Raw genomic sequence first — 16,516 nt, 5'->3', positions numbered from 1 at the left:
AGAGCCCATGGCGAAATCAGACCAACCCACCACCATCAAGAAATACGCTAACCGCCGGCTCTATAACACCGGAACGAGTACCTACGTGACGCTGGAAGACCTCGCCGCCATGGTCAAGGACGGCGAAGATTTCCTGGTCTATGACGCCAAGACCGGCGACGACATCACCCGCTCCGTGCTCGCCCAGATCATCTTCGAGCAGGAGAACAAGGCCGGCCAGAACCTGCTGCCGACCACCTTCCTCCGCCAGCTCATCCGCTTCTATGGCGACAGCATGCAGATGGTGGTGCCGAAATATCTGGAGCAGTCGATTGCGACGCTGACCCAGGAGCAAGAGAAGTTCCGCAAGCAGATCGCCAATACGCTGTCCGGCACTCCTTTTGCTCCGTTGGAGGAGCAAGTCCGCCGCAACATGGAGCTGTTCCAGCAGACCTTCTCGATGTTCAAGCCGTTCGCTGCGCCCCGTCCGACCACCACTCCCGAGCCGGAGGCCGGTGCGAATACCGAGGAGCCGAAGGACAGCAACATCGATGATCTGCGCCAGCAGATGAAGGAAATGCAGGAACGCCTCGAGCGGATGTCGAAGAAGGACGAGTAGTCTCTCATTTGCACCGGCTCCCCAGCGAACCGGGGGACGAGCCATGTCTGACCGAGCCACCCATTGGGACCATGTCTACGCCACCAAGGGCGAAGCCGAGGTCAGCTGGTTTCAGGACAGCCCTTCGCCCTCGCTCGACCTGATCCGCGCGGCCAATCCGGATCATGGCGCAGCCATCATCGATATCGGCGGCGGCGCCTCGCGGCTGGTCGATGCGCTGCTGCAGGACGGGTATCGCGACGTCGCCGTGCTGGATCTCGCTGCCAACGCGCTTGATGCTGCGAAGAAGCGAATCGGCGGAGCCGCTTCGATCGTCGACTGGATCGTTGCCGACGCCACGACGTGGCAGCCGACGAAGTCCTACGACGTCTGGCACGATCGCGCCGCGTTTCATTTCCTGACCGACCCGCGCCACAGGGCCGCTTACGTCGAGCGCCTGCGGTGGGCGCTTACCCCCGGCGGACAAGTCATCATCGGTACGTTCTCGCCCGATGGTCCGGAGAAATGCAGCGGCCTGCCGGTACAGCGACACGACAGCGCGAGCCTTGCAGCGGAGCTCGGGCCTGAGTTCGAGCTGGTCGAGACGCGCGGCGAAACGCATCACACCCCGTGGGATTCAACGCAGGCGTTTCAGTTCAGCCGGTTCCGGAGACGCGGCTTGTAAGGCGTGGCGCGTCCTTGACGTGATGGATTCTCGATGCTTCCACAAGGTCGTCATTGCGAGCGCAGCGCCTGTCAGGCCGCCATCTTCACCGCATGCGCGAAGTCCCAATAGAGCTTGCGCGCCTTGGCGTAGAACGGGCCGGGCTTCAGCTCGCGCTCGTCGATGCGGATCACGGGCGCGACCTTGGCGAAATTGCCTGATGAAAAGATCTCGTCGGCGGCCAGGAAATCGGCATATCGCAGCGTCTTCTCGACCACGGTGATGCCGTCGGCCCGAAGCAGGCTGATGACGCGCTGGCGCGTGATGCCGTTCAGGAAAGTGCCGTTCGGCATCGGCGTGAACACCACGCCATTCTTGGCCATGAACACGTTGGAATTGCCGAACTCGGCGACGTTGCCGAGCATGTCGAGCATCAGCGCGTTGTTGAAGCCGCGCGCGGCGGCCTCGGCGAGCGCGCGCGAATTGTTCGGATAGAGGCAGGCCGCCTTGGCCTCCACCGGCGCGCATTCGGCGGTGGGCCTGCGGAACGGCGACAGCGTGATCGCGTTGCCGACAGGTTTTGGCATCGGCGCCTCGTAGATGCACAGGCACCAATTGGTGGTCTCGGGGTCGAACAGCACGCCGCCGCCGCTCCCGTTCTGCGCCCAGTACATCGGACGAATATAGAGCTCGGCATCCGTCCCAAATCGGGCAATGCCCTCGTTTGCGAGCGCAAGCCAGGCGCCGGTATCGACCACCGGCTTCAGGCCAAAATTGATCGCTGACTGATTGATGCGGGCGACGTGCCGGTCAAGATCGGGCGCAACACCCTCGAACGCGCGTGCGCCGTCGAACACGATCGAGCCGAGCCAGGCCGCATGCGTGCGCGAGCCCATGATCGGCACATTGCCGTCATGCCATTTGCCCTCGAAGAAGGTCCAGCTCGGCGAATAGTCGATGGGCTTTTTGATCTCGGCCATGATTGGCCTCCCCTTGGAAATATCCGGGCACTATTGCCCCAATTTCTAAAAGATTCCCTGCGGGGACTTGGTGAGTTACCCTCCTCTTCGTGGGAGAAAGGAAAGATCCATGCCGCTCGATCCGCTCGCCAAGCGTTTGTTGACCATGATGGCTGCGGCTGCGCCGCAGGCGCGGAGCCGGCCCAGCGTGGAGGCGCGACGGCAATCGCTGGAAAAGCTGATGCAGTTCGCGTGTGCCGAGGCGCCGGATGTGGCGACCTCCGATGGCACGCTGACCGGCCGCGCCGGCGAACTGCCTTTTCGGCTCTACACGCCGGCAAGCGCCGAGGAACTCGCACCGGGGTTCGTGTTCTTTCACGGCGGCGGGCTCGTCGCCGGCAGCATTGCCACGCATGACCGCATTGCGGCCGCGCTGGCGCATGCCACCGGCTGCCGCCTCGTGTCGGTCGACTACCGGCTCGCGCCCGAGCACAGATTCCCCGCCGCCGTCGACGACGCGATCGCTGCCACCGAATGGGTGGCGCGCGAGGCGGCATCGCTCGGCATCGACGCGGACCGTCTGGTGATCGGCGGCGATTCCGCCGGCGCCACGCTGGCTGCGATCGTGTGCCAAGAGGCGGCGCAGACTGCCGGCCTCTCCATTGCCGCGCAATGCCTGATCTGTCCGGTGCTGGATTTCGAGGAGACCTCGCCCTCGCGCGAGGCCTTTGCCGAGGGCCACCTGATCGACCGCGCCACGATCGAAGCCGATCTTTCCGACTATCTGCCCGAGGGCATCGACACCGCCGATCCCCGCGTCTCTCCGTTGCGCGCGACACGGCTGACGGGCCTGCCGACTGCGATCATCCACACCGCCGAATACGACCCGATGCGCGACGAAGGCAATGCCTATGCTCGCAAGCTGCTCGCCGCGGGCGTCGCCGTCGAGCATGTCTGCCACGACGGCATGGTCCACAATTTTCACGCCATGGGCGCAATCCTGCCGCAAGCCCGGCTCGTGTTGTCGCAGATCGGCGAACAGGTGCGAAGGGCGGTGAAGAAGTCTGAGTGAGAATCAGACCCTTGCGTCGAGAACGGCTCTGGCTGCCACGAGATATTCAGGCCAATGCGTATCCGCATAACGCTCCGCCTGCCGCGCGCAAGCGACGTCGGGCGCATGCGCGGCGGCGATCATGCGTGCAAAGCGTTCTTCGGCAACCGTCACATCGTCGACCACTGGCGCCGGTGCGGCCGCCACGGCGGTCGGAGCGAGGGCGAGCCCCGCCATTCCGGCGAGCAGGATGCGGCGTGACGTGTTCATGGCTATCGTCCTCCGTTGTCCGGCCTGCACTCTGGCAGGCGAGAGTGTCGGTGCAGTCACGACAGGGTAGCCGCGCGCGTCGATACAGTCCATCGTTTGCGGATAGCGCTTGACCGCGGGAACGATCACGTTCCATCTAGCATGCGTTTTCCGCCACCAGAGCCTCACGCGTCGGATTGTCACGTGTCAACTCGCAACCCACCGCATCGTCCGGCTTTGCGCGCGATCGCGCTGGGGCTGGCCTGCCTGACGGTTTCAGCGAGCGCTGCCTTCGCCGCAGAGGCGGACGAGGACGCACCGGCAAAGCCGGCTGTTCCGAACATCTACCTCGACCTCCGCACCAGCTACGCGACGATCCCCGCAGGCACGCTCGGGCTCGGCTTCGGCACCACCTCGCTGTCGGCCGCGCTCCAAGCCCTGGCGGCGCGACGAAGCACGACGCTGCCGAACGGCTTGCCGGCCGCGAAGGCGATCGCCGTTGACCTGCCGCTGACCGTCGACGTCACCGACCGTGTCTCGCTCTATGGCGGCGTGTCCGGATCGACGACGGATATCGGCGGCGGCTGGTCGTCCTTCGATATCACTAGCTGGAGCATCGGCGTGCAGGCCGACCTCCACCAGCAGAATGGCGGCAAGATCCCGACGATCACGCTGCAATCGACGCTGACGCAGTCGGTGCCGAACGAGCAGGGCATGGTGAATTCCTTCAACAACATCCTGGAATTCGACTACGCGCTCGACGAGGACGAAACGCGGGGCTGGTTGGCCGGCATGCAATACACCACCGCCAGCATTGCCAGCCCGTTCGCCAGCATCCGGCCGAACACTGTCCTCTATGCCGGCGGCTATTACCAATGGCCGAGCAACTGGAAGTTCACCGGGCGCTTCGGCATGCAGTCCTTCGGTGGCGCACAGCTCGCGGGACGGACGATCGCGGAGTCCTTCACCCAGCCGATCCTGCGGCTCGACCTTGACCGCATGGACGACAACGACAACCGCCTGTTCGGCATCACCGCGTTGATCGCGTGGACGCCGAAGCCGGCCTACCAGCTGACGCTGCGCACGCCGCTCTATGCGGTGCGCAATTAGCTGATGCTACTCCGGCACCGGCACGTCGAACGTGTTGAGCGTAACCGAGACCATGCAGTAGACGCCGATCAGATAGGACAGCTCGGCCGCGCCGTGCTCGCCGAACTCCTTCACCGCCGCGCGATAGGTCAGCTCCGGCAGCACGCCACCGCCGACAAGTGCCGAGGCCATGTCATAGGCGACCGCCTCCTGCCTGGTGAGGTCCACGGGCCGCTGCCCGGCGACGATGGTCGCCAGTTTCTCGTCGGACAGGCCGCGCTGCTCGGCGACCAGAACGTGGGCATAGAGCTCGTAACCTGATCGGAAATGCGAGCCGGTGACGAGGATCGCGACCTCACGCACCGGCGCGGGCAGCAGCGGGTTCGACGCGACCGCCTTGACCAACTCCCACACCGGCTTGCCGAAGCGCGGCTCGCGGATCCAGGGATTCCAGGGCCCGAGCAGCGCACCGTCGTCGCGCATGTTCACAAAGCCCTTGAAATGGCCCTTGATGCCGGCTCGCATGTCGTCATAGAGCGGCTTCTGCTCGTCGGTCAGATTCTTGGGATCGAGAATGGGAAGGCGCACGGGAGGATCTCCTCGTTGAGAAGACGCAAGCGTCACCTGCATGCGTGCGCAAGACAAGTGAAGTTGCCGTGACGATCGTGCAATTCCGCAAATGCAGGGCGATGCCGGCTATGACACCGCGGAGGTTCGCACGCTTTGGGGATTGACGACGTCGTCGACGTCCAGCGCCAGCGGCTCGCCTGTCGCCAGAAACGACGACAGGGTCTTCTCGACCGGTGCCGGATCGAGGCCGCGCGCTTTCAGCCATGCGGGCTCGTAATAGGTCTGCCGGTAGCGCTCGCCGGAATCGCAGATCAGCGTCACCAGCGAGCCCGCCACGTTCGCCTGGCGCATTTCCGAAGCGAGCCGGCATAGCGCCAGGAAGTTGGTGCCGGTGGAGCCGCCGACTGGGCGACGCAGCCGGCGCGACAGCACGTTCATCGCCGCGATCGTCGCCGCATCCGGGACCTTCATCATGCGGTCGACCACGCCCGGCACGAAGGACGGTTCGCAGCGTGGCCGGCCGACACCCTCGATCAGCGACGGCCGGTCGCAAACATGGGAGCGGTCCTGCGAGCGGAAGCAATCGAAGAAGGCGGAATGCTCGACGTCGGCGACGCACAGCCGTGTCGGATATTGCCGATAGCGCAAATAGCGCCCGATCGTCGCCGAGGTGCCGCCGGTGCCGGCGCCCATCACGATCCAGTCCGGCAGCGGACGCGGCTCGCCTTGCAATTGCGTGAAGATCGATTCGGCGATGTTGTTGTTGCCGCGCCAGTCGGTGGCGCGCTCGGCGAAGGTGAACTGGTCCATGTAATGGCCGTTCAGGCGGCCGGCGAGCGCGGCGGCTTCCGCGTAGAGGGCGCGGGCGTCGTCGATCAAATGGCAATTGCCGCCATAATGCTCGATCGCGGCGATCTTCTCCGCCGAGGTGGTGCGCGGCATCACGGCGTAGAAGGGCACGCCGATCATCTCTGCGAAATAGGCCTCCGACACCGCGGTCGATCCCGACGAGGCCTCGATCACGGGCGTACCTTCGCGGATGTGGCCGTTGCAGAGCGCATAGAGGAACAGCGAGCGCGCGAGGCGATGCTTCAGGCTGCCGGTCGGATGCGTGGACTCATCCTTGAGATAGATGTCGATGCCGGAGAGCGCCGGCACGATCAACCGGATCAGATGCGTGTCGGCGGTGCGGCACTGGTCGGCCTCGATCGCGGCGACGGCGTCGTCGACCCAGCCGCGCCGATAGGCCGGTCCGGCCCGATTGTACTGGCGGAAGGGGAATGTCTGCATCGCATGAATCTCTCATGATGCGGATGGCGCATCAAGAGCTGACGGCTAGAACTCCAGCGGCGCATTGTCGACGACTTCCTTCATCACGAAGAAGGTGCGGGTCTGGCGCACGCCGGGCAGCGCGATGAGCTGCTCGCCATGGATGCGGTTGAAATCCTCCATGTCGCCGACGCGGATCTTGAGGAAGTAGTCGAAGTCGCCCGCGACGAGGTGGCAGTCGAGCACGAATTTCAGCTTGGCGATGGCTTGCTCGAAGGTGGCAAAACTCTCCGGCGTCGAGCGGTCGAGCACGACCCCGACCATCACCAGCGTGCCCTTGGCCACCTTCTTCGGCGCGACCATGGCGCGCACGGTGGCGATGAAGCCGTCCTCGAACAAACGCTGGGTGCGGCGGTGGCAGGTGGCGGGGCTGATCGCGACCGTTTCGGCCAGCTCGGCATTGCTGAGCCGACCGTTATTTTGGAGCAATCTCAAGATCTTAAGGTCGGTGCGGTCGAGCCGGGCAGCCATGAAAGAAGCTTCCGTGAGTAGATGTTATTATGGAAGAAATATTAGCAACCAGCGCAGCTTCTGCAAGAAATAGCGCAAAATTGGCGCAATATTCGAGAGCACATTTTCCCAACGCGATGCTAGGGAGCCGCCAACACCAACGCCAATCGGGATTGACCCATGAAGCTGGACAAATTTCCGCGCTATCCTTTGACCTTCGGCCCGACGCCCATCGAGAAGCTGGAGCGCTTGTCGAAACATCTCGGCGGCCAGGTCGAGCTCTATGCCAAGCGCGAGGACTGCAATTCCGGCCTCGCCTATGGCGGCAACAAGCTGCGCAAGCTCGAATACATCATCCCCGATGCGATCGCCTCCAACGCCGACACGCTGGTCTCGATCGGCGGCGTGCAGTCGAACCACACCCGCATGATCGCCGCGGTCGCCGCCAAGATCGGCATGAAGTGCCGCCTCGTGCAGGAAGCCTGGGTGCCGCACGAGGACGCCGTCTATGACCGCGTCGGCAACATCATGCTCTCGCGCATCATGGGCGCCGACGTCCGCCTGGTCGACGAGGGCTTCGATATCGGCATCCGCAAGAGCTGGGAGCAGGCGATCGAGGAAGTGAAGGCCGCGGGCGGCAAGCCCTACGCCATTCCCGCCGGTGCCTCCGTGCATAAGTTTGGCGGCCTCGGCTATGTCGGCTTTGCCGAGGAGGTGCGCAAGCAGGAAGCAGAGCTCGGCTTCAAGTTCGACTACATCGTCGTCTGCACCGTCACCGGCTCCACCCATGCCGGGATGCTGGTCGGGTTTGCGGCGGACGGCCGTGCGCGAAAGGTGATCGGCATCGATGCTTCCTTCACGCCCGCCCAGACCAAGGCACAGGTGCTCGAGATCGCGCAGAACACGGCAAAGCTCGTGGAGCTCGGCAAAGATCTCGTCGCAGACGACGTCGTGCTGATCGAGGACTACGCCTATCCCGCCTATGGCGTGCCGTCGGAGGAGACCAAGGAGGCGATCCGCCTCACCGCGCGCCTCGAAGCCATGATCACCGACCCCGTCTACGAGGGCAAGTCGATGCAGGGCCTGATCGATCTCGCCAAGAAGGGCTATTTCGAGAAGGGTGCGAAGATCCTCTACGCCCATCTCGGCGGCGCGCCGGCGCTGAACGGCTATGCGTATGCCTTCAGGAATGGGTGAGTGAGGGCGTAGCTCTCGCCTCATACACAGCTGTCGTCCCGGACAAGCGTCAGCGCAGATCCGAGACTCATAGCCATCGCGTTTGGCGAAGACTCGTGGTTGACAGCTTGCCCCAACCACATCGGCCTGTGGTTATGGACCCCGGATCTGCGCGCGCTCGAGGCGCGCTTGTCCGGGATGACGTGTGGAGGGAGTTGAGCGCTCCAACAAGCTTAGCGCTCCCTACCGCGTCCTGACGATCTGCAGCAGCTCCTCGCCGTAATGCTCGAGCTTCTTGTCGCCGATCCCCGGCACGTTGCGCAGCTCGTCCAGCGTCGTCGGCCAAGCCCGGACGATGCCATCGATCGTTGCGTCATGCAGCACGACGTAGGCCGGAACGCCGCGCTCGCGCGCCACGTTGGAACGCCATGAGCGCAGCCGCGCGCGCAGCTCGGGATCGACATCGCCCTGTGGTGCGCCGGCCGTCGGCGCGAGATCGCCGCGGCGGGATTTGGCGCGACTCGAACGGAGGCGGGTCCCCGGCGCTTCCTCGCGCAGCCACACCTCCGTCTCGCCGCGCAGCACGCCGCGCGCGGTCTCCGTCAGCTTCAGCGCGCCATAGGCCTCGCTGTCGCTCTGCAGATGCCCCATCGCCACCAATTGCCGCAGCACGGTGCGCCACTGCTTTTCGTTGAGCTCGCGTCCGATGCCGAACACCGACAGCTTGTCGTGGCCGAACTGCGTCACCTTCTCGGTCAGGCGTCCGACCAGCACGTCGATCAAATGCATCGCGCCAAAGCGCTGCCCGGTGCGATAGACGCAGGACAACAGCTTCTGGGCCAGCACCTTGCCGTCGCGCATCTTGGGCGGCGTCAGGCAATTGTCGCAATTGCCGCAGCTCTCGCCCATCGCGATCTCGCCGAAATAGGCGAGCAGCCGGCGGCGTCGGCAATGCGGCGTCTCGGCAAGGCCGACCAGCGCATCGAGCTTGCCGATCGAGACCCGCTTGAACTCATCGGAGGCGCTGGACTCGTCGATCATTCGGCGCTGCTGCACGATATCCGAGAGGCCGTAGGCCATCCAGGCCGTCGACGGCTTGCCATCACGGCCGGCGCGCCCCGTCTCCTGGTAGTAGGCCTCGATGCTCTTGGGCAGGTCGAGATGGGCGACGAAGCGCACGTCGGGCTTGTCGATGCCCATGCCGAACGCCACGGTCGCGACGATGACGATGCCGTCCTCGTTGAGAAAGCGGTCCTGGTTGCGCGAGCGCACGCTGCCATCAAGCCCGGCGTGGTAGGGCAGCGCCGCAATGCCGGCGTCTTGAAGCGCGGCAGCGACCTCCTCGACCCGGTTGCGCGACAGGCAATAGACCACGCCGGCATCGCCCATGTGGCGATCGCGAATCAATTCCTTCAGCTGCGACACCGCGTTGCGCTTGTCGACGATCTCGTAGCGAATGTTGGGCCGGTCGAAGCTGGAGACGAATTGCGGCGCGCCCGTCAGCTGCAGCCGCTCGACGATCTCCCTGCGCGTCAGTTCGTCGGCGGTCGCGGTCAGCGCGATGCGCGGCACGTCGGGAAAGCGCTCGGCGATGACGGAAAGGCCGACATATTCGGGACGGAAGTCATGGCCCCATTGCGAGACGCAATGCGCCTCGTCGATCGCAAACAGCGACACCTTCGCCCGCGCCAGCTGCGACAGGCAGCGCGGCGTGACCAGGCGTTCCGGCGCGACATAGAGCAGGTCGAGATCGCCCGCGAAGCAGGCGGCGCTCGATGTCGGAGGCCTCCTGCGGCGTCAGCGACGAGTTCAGCGCGGCGGCATTGACGCCGGCCTCGATCAGCCCGGCGACCTGGTCGCGCATCAAGGCGATCAGCGGCGACACCACGATGCCGCAGCCCTCGCGCAGCAAGGACGGAAGCTGATAGCATAGCGACTTACCGCCGCCGGTGGGCATCAACACGAGGCAATTGCCGCCGTCGGTGACATGCCGGATGATCTCGCCCTGCGCTCCGCGGAAGCCCGGCAGGCCGAACACCGAATGCAGTACCGACAGCGCGTCGCGGCCGTTGGCCGGCGAAGACAGCGAAGCGGTGGAGGGAACGGACATGGGCGTGTCGGGAACAGGGCCGTGAGATTCGTCACAAGGCCAGTCGCATGCCGGCACGAGCGTGGCAAGGCTGTTTGCGAAGCAAAGGCGCTGTCTCCCCCTCTCCCCTCACAGGGGAGAAGGGAAGAAGAAACTACGCCCCAATTTGCCGCAGTGCCTCTGCGACCGTCACGATCGGCATGTTGCGCATGCCGGCCGCTTCCAGCGCGTGGCGCATCAGGTGCGGGGTGCAGCCGTAGGGGCTTGGCGCGCTGGCTACGTCGTGGCCGTAGAAGATCAGCCAGCCGCCGCGTGCGACCGCCTCGTCGAAATAGCGATCGACGCCCGCCTCGTCGATCTCGCAATCGATCAAGGGCGAGGCGCGCAGGAATTGGAGATCGATGACATCGCTGTTGACGCCGGGAAGGATGCCCCGCGCGGAGCGGAAGGCTTTCGCGAGTTGCGGCTTGCGCCAAACAGAGGCGATCCCATAGGGGTAGGCGAAGTTCTCCAGCGTGATCGAGGAATCGATACCGCGGAAATGACTGCGGTTCCGCTCGATCTCGCGAGCCATCGCGGCCTCGTCGAGAGTGGCCGAACTCCGGTGCGAGAAGGTGTGGCAGGCAATCTCATGACCGGTCCTGTGAAGCCGCACGATCGCATCGTTCGACAGACCGTGCCAATGGGCCGACGGCTGATCGATCAAGCTGCCGGCAAGGTAGAACGTTCCCCGGCCGCCATGCTTCTCCAGAAGCTCGGCACCCTCGCCTGCGGCGCTATCGGGGGCATCGTCGAAGGTGAAGCTTACCATCGGCGTATGCGCGGGCAACCGGTGCGGCGCGGCATGGAAATGCCGGGCCAGCCGATTGTTCACGCGTCCCTGGAGTGCCGACCACACGCTGCGCTTCCCGTGATTCCCATTCCTCTACTGAAACATTCGTGCGCAGGTTGAGGCAAGCCTAACGCCTGGGTAATCCTAACGTGAGACCAAGACCGCTTCGGCTAGCGCGCCGCTGCCGAGGCGTCGGCGCCCGCGCCGAGATAGCGCAACCAGTTGCGGAATAGCACCGCTGCCGCGTTGCCGGCGCCGATATCGGCGCGCAAGTTCAGCCCGGGCAGCTCGTTGGCGAGTGCCGGGTGGCGCTGATGCGCCGCCTTCTTCTCGAAGCGAGCCAGCTTGTCTTCCGTCGCTGCGTCAAAATAGCTCACCGGCAGTCGCGGATAGGTCTCGCGCTCCCGCGCGAGATAGCGGCCGATGTCGCGCAGATATTCCCGCTGGAGCGACAGCGCGTCATATTCCGGATGGCCCTGAAAGAATACGAAGTGGCTGGCATATTGGCGGACGAAGACGTCGACGCCGGCTTGGGCCGAGCGCGTCAGCACCTGGTAACCGGCCTGCACGAGGTCACTCTCGGCGATCTCGTTCAGGCGTGAATGCGAGACCTTGAGCGGCGCAGGCGCAGCACGGGTCAACGAATCGCTCGTCACGACGTCGCAATCGAAAATGCCGTGACATTTGACCGGCAGCCGCCGCCGTTCGATACCGTCGAGGTGCAGCACCGCAGCATGCGCGGCGAGGCACGACCAGATCGTCGAGCGCGTGTTGGTCTTGGCCCAGTCGATGAGGTTCGTGAGATCCCGCCAGTATGGCTCCTGGTCGAGCTCGGGCGCGATCGGCTCTGCGCCGGTCACGATCAGCCCATCGAACTTGCCGCGCTCGAGATCGGAAAGGTCGGAATACTCGCTCTCGACATGCCACTTCGCTTCGGGCGACCGTTTCACGCTGGGAAGCGAGAAGCAGTGGAAGCGGATACGCCGCGGGCCTGCTGCGGCCTGGAGCAGCTTCATGAACTGCCGCTCGGTCGCCTTCAGCGCCGGATCCGGCATGTTGTTGATCAGTCCGATCGTGAGGTCGGCGCCGGCATGGTCGCGTGCGAGATCGCTCTCGCCCGGCACCAGTGCCGGGCTCGATATCGCTTGATCCCTGTCGATCAAGATCGTCATGGACGGCGTCGCCTACTCCGCAGCCTCGAGCTGCGCCGACGGGCAGGCCTTTTTCAGCGCCTGGTCGATGTCCTCGATGATATCAGAGACATGCTCGATGCCGATCGACAAGCGGATCGTCTCCGGCAGCACGCCGGCAACGCGCTGCTGCTCCGCCGACATCTGCCGATGGGTCGTCGAGGCCGGATGGCAGGCCAGCGACTTGGCATCGCCGATATTGACGAGCCGCGTGATCAGTTTCAGCGCATCATAAAAGGTCTTGCCGGCCTCCATGCCGCCCTTGATGCCGAAGGTGAACAGCGAGGAGGCGCTGCCATTCAGGTACTTCTGCACCAGCGGATAATAGGGACTGTCCGGAAAACCGGTGTAATTGACCCAGGCGACGCGCGGATCGCCGCGGAGGAATTCGGCGACCTTGCGCGCATTCTCGACATGGCGCTCCATGCGCAGCGCCACGGTCTCGATGCCCTGAAGCAGCAGGAAGGCGTTGAACGGCGACAGCACCGAGCCCATGGTGCGTTGATAGACGCTGCGCGCGCGCTCGATATAGGCAGTCTTGCCGAAGCGCTCGGCATAGACGAGCCCGTGATAAGAAGCGTCGGGCTTGTTGTACGCCGGGAAGCGGTCGGCGTGCTCAGCCCAGGGGAAATTCCCGGAATCGACGATGGCGCCGCCGAGCGTGGTGCCGTGACCGCCCAGGAACTTGGTCAGCGAATGCACGGCAATGTCGGCGCCGTAGTCGAACGGCTTCAGCAGGATCGGCGTGGCCACGGTGTTGTCCACGATCAGCGGCACGCCATGCGCATGCGCGATATTCGCCAGCGCCTCGATGTCGCAGACATTGCCGGCGGGATTACCGATGGTCTCGGCGAACACGGCGCGGGTGTTCTCGTCGATCAGCTTCTCGATCGCGTCAGGCCTGTCGCTCTCGGCGAAACGGCCGATAATGCCTTGGCGCGGCAGGATATGCGAGAGCAGCGTATGCGTGGTGCCGTAAAGCTGCGGCACGGAAACGATGTTGCCGCCATGATCGGCGACATTGACGAAGGCAAAATGCAAGGCAGCCTGACCGGTCGCGACCGCAAGCGCGCCGACCCCGCCTTCAAGCTGGGCGATACGCTTCTCCAGCACCGCACTGGTCGGATTGGCGATACGGCTGTAGCGAAAGCCTTCGGTCTCGAGATTGAACAGGGCGGCTCCGTGGTCGGCGCTGTCGAAGGCGTAGGCCGCAGTCTGGTAGATCGGCACGGCCACCGCATGCGTCGTGGCCTCGGGCTCATAGCCGGCGTGAATAGCGATCGTCTCGTTGCGCATTATGCCACCTCCGCGTGGAGCGGGCCGCACTTATTGGCCTAGAATGAGGCATGTGCGTTGTCCGCCGTCCTCGTGTTAGAGGCGGGTGGTAAAGCGGACAATAATTCGCCTAGAGATCGAGGAAGTAACCCTAATGCTTGGCGGGGAATTGCCAAGGATTCGGGTTAAAGCGGATTAACGAATTGCTGATTTGATACGTCGCGCCGGGCGTCCACCCTCTCCCACGAAGGGAGAAGGTGGAGGTACGCGCCACTACCCCATTCTTTGCCACAGCCGATGTGCGAGCACGCCGGCGCGCTTCTCGATCGCGGCGGCGGCATCGAGCGCGAGGTCCTCGCGATAGCGGCCGGCAATGAGCTGCACACCGATCGGCTTGCCCTCGTGGACGGCCACCGGCACCACCGCGCCGGGCAGGCCCAGCACGTTGATCGCGGAGATGAAGCGGATCTCGCCCCAGAAGATCTCGCGCACGCGCTCGGCGCTGACCGTGTCCTCGCGCGGGCCCGGCGTCGGCTTCACCGTGGTCGGCGCCAGCACGACCGGGTACTCCTCGAAGAACATCTGCCAGGCACGGATATGGCCGTTGCGCGCGGCGGTCGCCTGCATCCAGGCCGTGAGATCGAGCACATTGGCCTTGGCCTTCATGCCGCCCCAAGCCTTGTGGAAATCCTCCGAGGTGACCTTCAGCATGGCGGCTTCCTGCATCACCACGGTCTCGTTGGTGATGATGTCGCACCAGGTCTGCCAGACACCGTTGATGTCGGGCACCTCGACCTCGCTGACGCGGTAGCCGGAGCGTTCGAGATGATCGGCGGCCTGGCGCAGCGCCGCGGTGACGGATGGATCGACCTCCATATCCTCGGGGATCTTGGCCAGCGCGACCTTGATCGGCCCCTTCGGCTTCTCGCCGACCAGCGGCGCCGGCACCCACCAGGGATCGCGCGGATCGCGCTGGCTCATCACCTCGAGCGCAAGGCGAACGTCCGCGACGTGGCGCGCGAGCGGCCCCTGCGCCGACATCAGATGCGCCAGCATCGGACGTTCGGCCGTTGCGCTTCCGTTGAAGGCGGGGATGCGGCCCTGCGTCGGCTTGATCGTGGCGACGCCGTTGCAATGCGCCGGCCAGCGCAGCGAGCCGCCGATGTCGTTGCCATGGGCGATGGTGCCGATGCCTGCCGCGACCGCCGAACCCGCTCCGCCCGAGGAGCCGCCACAGGTGATATCAGGATCCCAGGGGTTCAGCGTCAGCCCGTGCAGGGGATTGTCGGTGAAGCCGCGGAAGGAGAATTCCGGGGTGTTGGTGAGACCAAGGACGATGGCGCCGGCCTTCTTGAGGTTGCGGACGACAGGCGCATCCGACGGCGCGATGAGATCCTTGTTGGCGGGAACGCCGTTGAAGTTCGGCCGGCCTTCATAGTCGACATTTTCCTTGATGGTGATGGGCACACCGTGCAGGAGACCGAGCTCGCCGCCCTTGGCGCGCTGCTTGTCGGCGGCGTGCGCGGCCGCGAGCGCTTCTTCCGAGAGATCCACGACAACCGCATTGAGCCCTGGATTGAAGGCGCGCATCCGCTCGAGATGCGCTTCCACGACCTCGACCGCGGAGATTGCGCCGGAGCGTATCGCGGCCGCGGTATCGACCGCGGACCATTGCCAGGCCGGTCCCCTGGGCCGGCGCGCGGCGGCTGATTTGCGCGCGGCAGGCTTCTTGGCCGGCTTGACCATTTTCGCAGCGACGCCCTTCCGGACTGAGGTCTTCTTGCTCGATGCCTTCTTGCTCGTTTTCGTTGCCGCTTTCCTGGAAGTACTTTTCGTCTTGGTCGCCGTCTTCTTCGCCACGTCGCATCTCCTGAATTGTGCGGCGGAGGTTACGGACGACGATGAGGCGTGTACAGCCGCGTTTCTGCATGGCGCATTGCGATGGTACACCGATGCGACGAATTGCCTGCGTCCCCTGGCCTACACAAGCGGCGGACTCAGCCGGGCAAAACCCGGCTGGATGCGATAGGGATAATAGGGATAGGGCGGCGTCACCGTGCTGGCTTCGTCGAGACGCTTGACCTGATCCGCGCTCAGCGAGCAGCCTACTGCACCGAGATTGTCGCGCAGCTGCGCTTCGTCGCGAGCGCCGATGATCACGGAGGCGATGGTAGGGCGCCCCAGCAGCCAGGCGATCGCGACCTGCGGCACGGTACGGCCGGTTTCCAGGGCGATCGTGTCCAGCACGTCGATGATGGCGTAGAGCGTTTCCTCGCGCACCGGCGGACCGAACTGTGCGGTCGCGTGCAGGCGACTGTTCGGCGGCGGCGGCTGGCCGCGCCGGATTTTTCCGGTGAGCCGGCCCCAGCCGAGCGGACTCCAGACCAGCGCACCCACACCCTGATCGCGCGCGAGCGGCATCAGCTCCCATTCGTAGTCGCGGCCGAGCAGCGAGTAGTAGACCTGATGCGCGACATAGCGCGGCCAGCCATGCCGGTCCGCAATGGCGAGCGACTTCATCAGTTGCCAGCCGGCGAAATTGGAGACGCCGACATAGCGCAGCTTGCCCGCGCGCACGAGCATATCGAGCGTCGACAGCACCTCCTCGATCGGTGTGAAGGCGTCGAAAGCATGGAGTTGGAGCAGGTCGATGTGGTCAGTGCCAAGCCGGCGCAGCGCCGCGTCGACCGAGGCCAGGAGCCGCTGCCGCGACGAGCCCGCATCGTGCGGCCCCTCGCCCATCGGCAGGCTCATTTTGGTCGAGATCAGCACCTTGTCACGCCGGCCCCTGATCGCAGCACCAAGAATCTCCTCGGACGCGCCGTTGGAATAGACGTCGGCGCTGTCGAACAGATTGACGCCGGCATCGAGGCAGATATCGATCAGCCTGCGCGCTTCGTCCGCATCGCTGCGGCCCCAGGCCGAGAACAGGGGGCCCTGGCCGCCGAAGGTGCCGGTGCCGAAGCTGAGGACGGGGACCCTGAGTCCGGAGGCGCCGAGATTGCGGTATTCCATG

Annotated in this window: 15 protein-coding genes and 1 pseudogene; 5 read left to right on the top strand and 11 right to left on the bottom strand. The window is 64.8% G+C overall.

From position 1 onward, the window contains the following. Window positions 1–7 precede the first annotated feature (7 nt). Both phaR and ABIG06_RS14090 read left to right on the top strand, forming a co-directional pair. Window positions 8–598 (top strand): polyhydroxyalkanoate synthesis repressor PhaR, encoded by a 591-nt coding sequence (phaR, locus tag ABIG06_RS14095; RefSeq protein ID WP_319336064.1) that lies wholly within the window; start codon window positions 8–10, stop codon window positions 596–598. 43 nt (window positions 599–641) lie between these two features. Further along, window positions 642–1,262: a trans-aconitate 2-methyltransferase gene (locus ABIG06_RS14090; protein WP_370137189.1), complete on the top strand. Its 621-nt coding sequence runs from the start codon at window positions 642–644 to the stop codon at window positions 1,260–1,262. A 71-nt stretch (window positions 1,263–1,333) separates the two neighbouring features. Here the strand turns inward: ABIG06_RS14090 and ABIG06_RS14085 are convergent, their stop codons facing one another. After that, window positions 1,334–2,221: a branched-chain amino acid aminotransferase gene (locus tag ABIG06_RS14085; protein ID WP_370137187.1), complete on the bottom strand. Its 888-nt coding sequence runs from the start codon at window positions 2,219–2,221 to the stop codon at window positions 1,334–1,336. A 109-nt stretch (window positions 2,222–2,330) separates the two neighbouring features. Between ABIG06_RS14085 and ABIG06_RS14080 the strand changes: the two genes are divergently transcribed. Next, the gene (locus ABIG06_RS14080) at window positions 2,331–3,272 is read left to right on the top strand and encodes an alpha/beta hydrolase (protein WP_370137184.1); all 942 of its coding nucleotides are present in this window, start codon (window positions 2,331–2,333) and stop codon (window positions 3,270–3,272) included. 3 nt (window positions 3,273–3,275) lie between these two features. On the opposite strand, the gene ABIG06_RS14075 is transcribed toward ABIG06_RS14080, so the two are convergent. Then, the gene (locus ABIG06_RS14075) at window positions 3,276–3,521 is read right to left on the bottom strand and encodes a hypothetical protein (protein ID WP_370137182.1); all 246 of its coding nucleotides are present in this window, start codon (window positions 3,519–3,521) and stop codon (window positions 3,276–3,278) included. Between the two features lie 216 nt (window positions 3,522–3,737). On the opposite strand from ABIG06_RS14075, the gene ABIG06_RS14070 reads away from it, so the two are divergent. Beyond that, on the top strand, window positions 3,738–4,610 hold the full coding sequence (locus tag ABIG06_RS14070) for a hypothetical protein (RefSeq protein WP_370140840.1): 873 nt from the start codon (window positions 3,738–3,740) through the stop codon (window positions 4,608–4,610). A gap of 6 nt (window positions 4,611–4,616) precedes the next feature. Here ABIG06_RS14070 and ABIG06_RS14065 read toward each other — a convergent pair whose 3' ends face one another. From ABIG06_RS14065 to ABIG06_RS14055, 3 genes are all read right to left on the bottom strand, one after another. Beyond that, window positions 4,617–5,177 (bottom strand): carboxymuconolactone decarboxylase family protein, encoded by a 561-nt coding sequence (locus tag ABIG06_RS14065; protein WP_199752006.1) that lies wholly within the window; start codon window positions 5,175–5,177, stop codon window positions 4,617–4,619. A gap of 108 nt (window positions 5,178–5,285) precedes the next feature. Beyond that, window positions 5,286–6,449 (bottom strand): PLP-dependent cysteine synthase family protein, encoded by a 1,164-nt coding sequence (locus ABIG06_RS14060; RefSeq protein ID WP_370137179.1) that lies wholly within the window; start codon window positions 6,447–6,449, stop codon window positions 5,286–5,288. A gap of 45 nt (window positions 6,450–6,494) precedes the next feature. Continuing rightward, window positions 6,495–6,959 carry an Lrp/AsnC family transcriptional regulator gene (locus ABIG06_RS14055; RefSeq protein ID WP_197964128.1) on the bottom strand — a complete coding sequence of 155 codons (465 nt, stop codon included), beginning with the start codon at window positions 6,957–6,959 and terminating at the stop codon, window positions 6,495–6,497. A 159-nt stretch (window positions 6,960–7,118) separates the two neighbouring features. On the opposite strand from ABIG06_RS14055, the gene ABIG06_RS14050 reads away from it, so the two are divergent. After that, the gene (locus ABIG06_RS14050; protein ID WP_370137177.1) at window positions 7,119–8,135 is read left to right on the top strand and encodes a 1-aminocyclopropane-1-carboxylate deaminase; all 1,017 of its coding nucleotides are present in this window, start codon (window positions 7,119–7,121) and stop codon (window positions 8,133–8,135) included. Window positions 8,136–8,357: 222 nt separating this feature from the next. On the opposite strand, the pseudogene recQ reads toward ABIG06_RS14050, so the two are convergent. The 6 genes and pseudogenes from recQ to ABIG06_RS14020 form a co-directional block, all read right to left on the bottom strand. Beyond that, a pseudogene (gene recQ, locus ABIG06_RS14045) lies at window positions 8,358–10,224 on the bottom strand (DNA helicase RecQ). 133 nt (window positions 10,225–10,357) lie between these two features. Continuing rightward, the gene (locus ABIG06_RS14040; protein ID WP_370137175.1) at window positions 10,358–11,101 is read right to left on the bottom strand and encodes a polysaccharide deacetylase family protein; all 744 of its coding nucleotides are present in this window, start codon (window positions 11,099–11,101) and stop codon (window positions 10,358–10,360) included. 104 nt (window positions 11,102–11,205) lie between these two features. Then, window positions 11,206–12,207 carry a homoserine O-succinyltransferase MetA gene (metA, locus tag ABIG06_RS14035; RefSeq protein WP_424578303.1) on the bottom strand — a complete coding sequence of 334 codons (1,002 nt, stop codon included), beginning with the start codon at window positions 12,205–12,207 and terminating at the stop codon, window positions 11,206–11,208. A 12-nt stretch (window positions 12,208–12,219) separates the two neighbouring features. Beyond that, window positions 12,220–13,521, bottom strand: coding sequence for an O-acetylhomoserine aminocarboxypropyltransferase/cysteine synthase family protein (locus tag ABIG06_RS14030; protein WP_124162190.1), 1,302 nt, complete (start codon window positions 13,519–13,521; stop codon window positions 12,220–12,222). A gap of 252 nt (window positions 13,522–13,773) precedes the next feature. Further along, a complete protein-coding gene (locus tag ABIG06_RS14025; protein WP_124162189.1) occupies window positions 13,774–15,360 on the bottom strand; it encodes an amidase family protein in 1,587 nt (528 codons plus the stop codon). Between the two features lie 120 nt (window positions 15,361–15,480). Then, window positions 15,481–16,515 carry an aldo/keto reductase gene (locus tag ABIG06_RS14020; protein WP_370137173.1) on the bottom strand — a complete coding sequence of 345 codons (1,035 nt, stop codon included), beginning with the start codon at window positions 16,513–16,515 and terminating at the stop codon, window positions 15,481–15,483. Window position 16,516: the final 1 nt, after the last annotated feature.

It is taken from the genome of Bradyrhizobium sp. USDA 326, assembly GCF_049739485.1.
In the GTDB taxonomy this organism is placed as follows: domain Bacteria; phylum Pseudomonadota; class Alphaproteobacteria; order Rhizobiales; family Xanthobacteraceae; genus Bradyrhizobium.
Note: the sequence above shows the minus strand (reverse complement) of the source record. Positions and strands in the feature narration are given on the sequence as shown.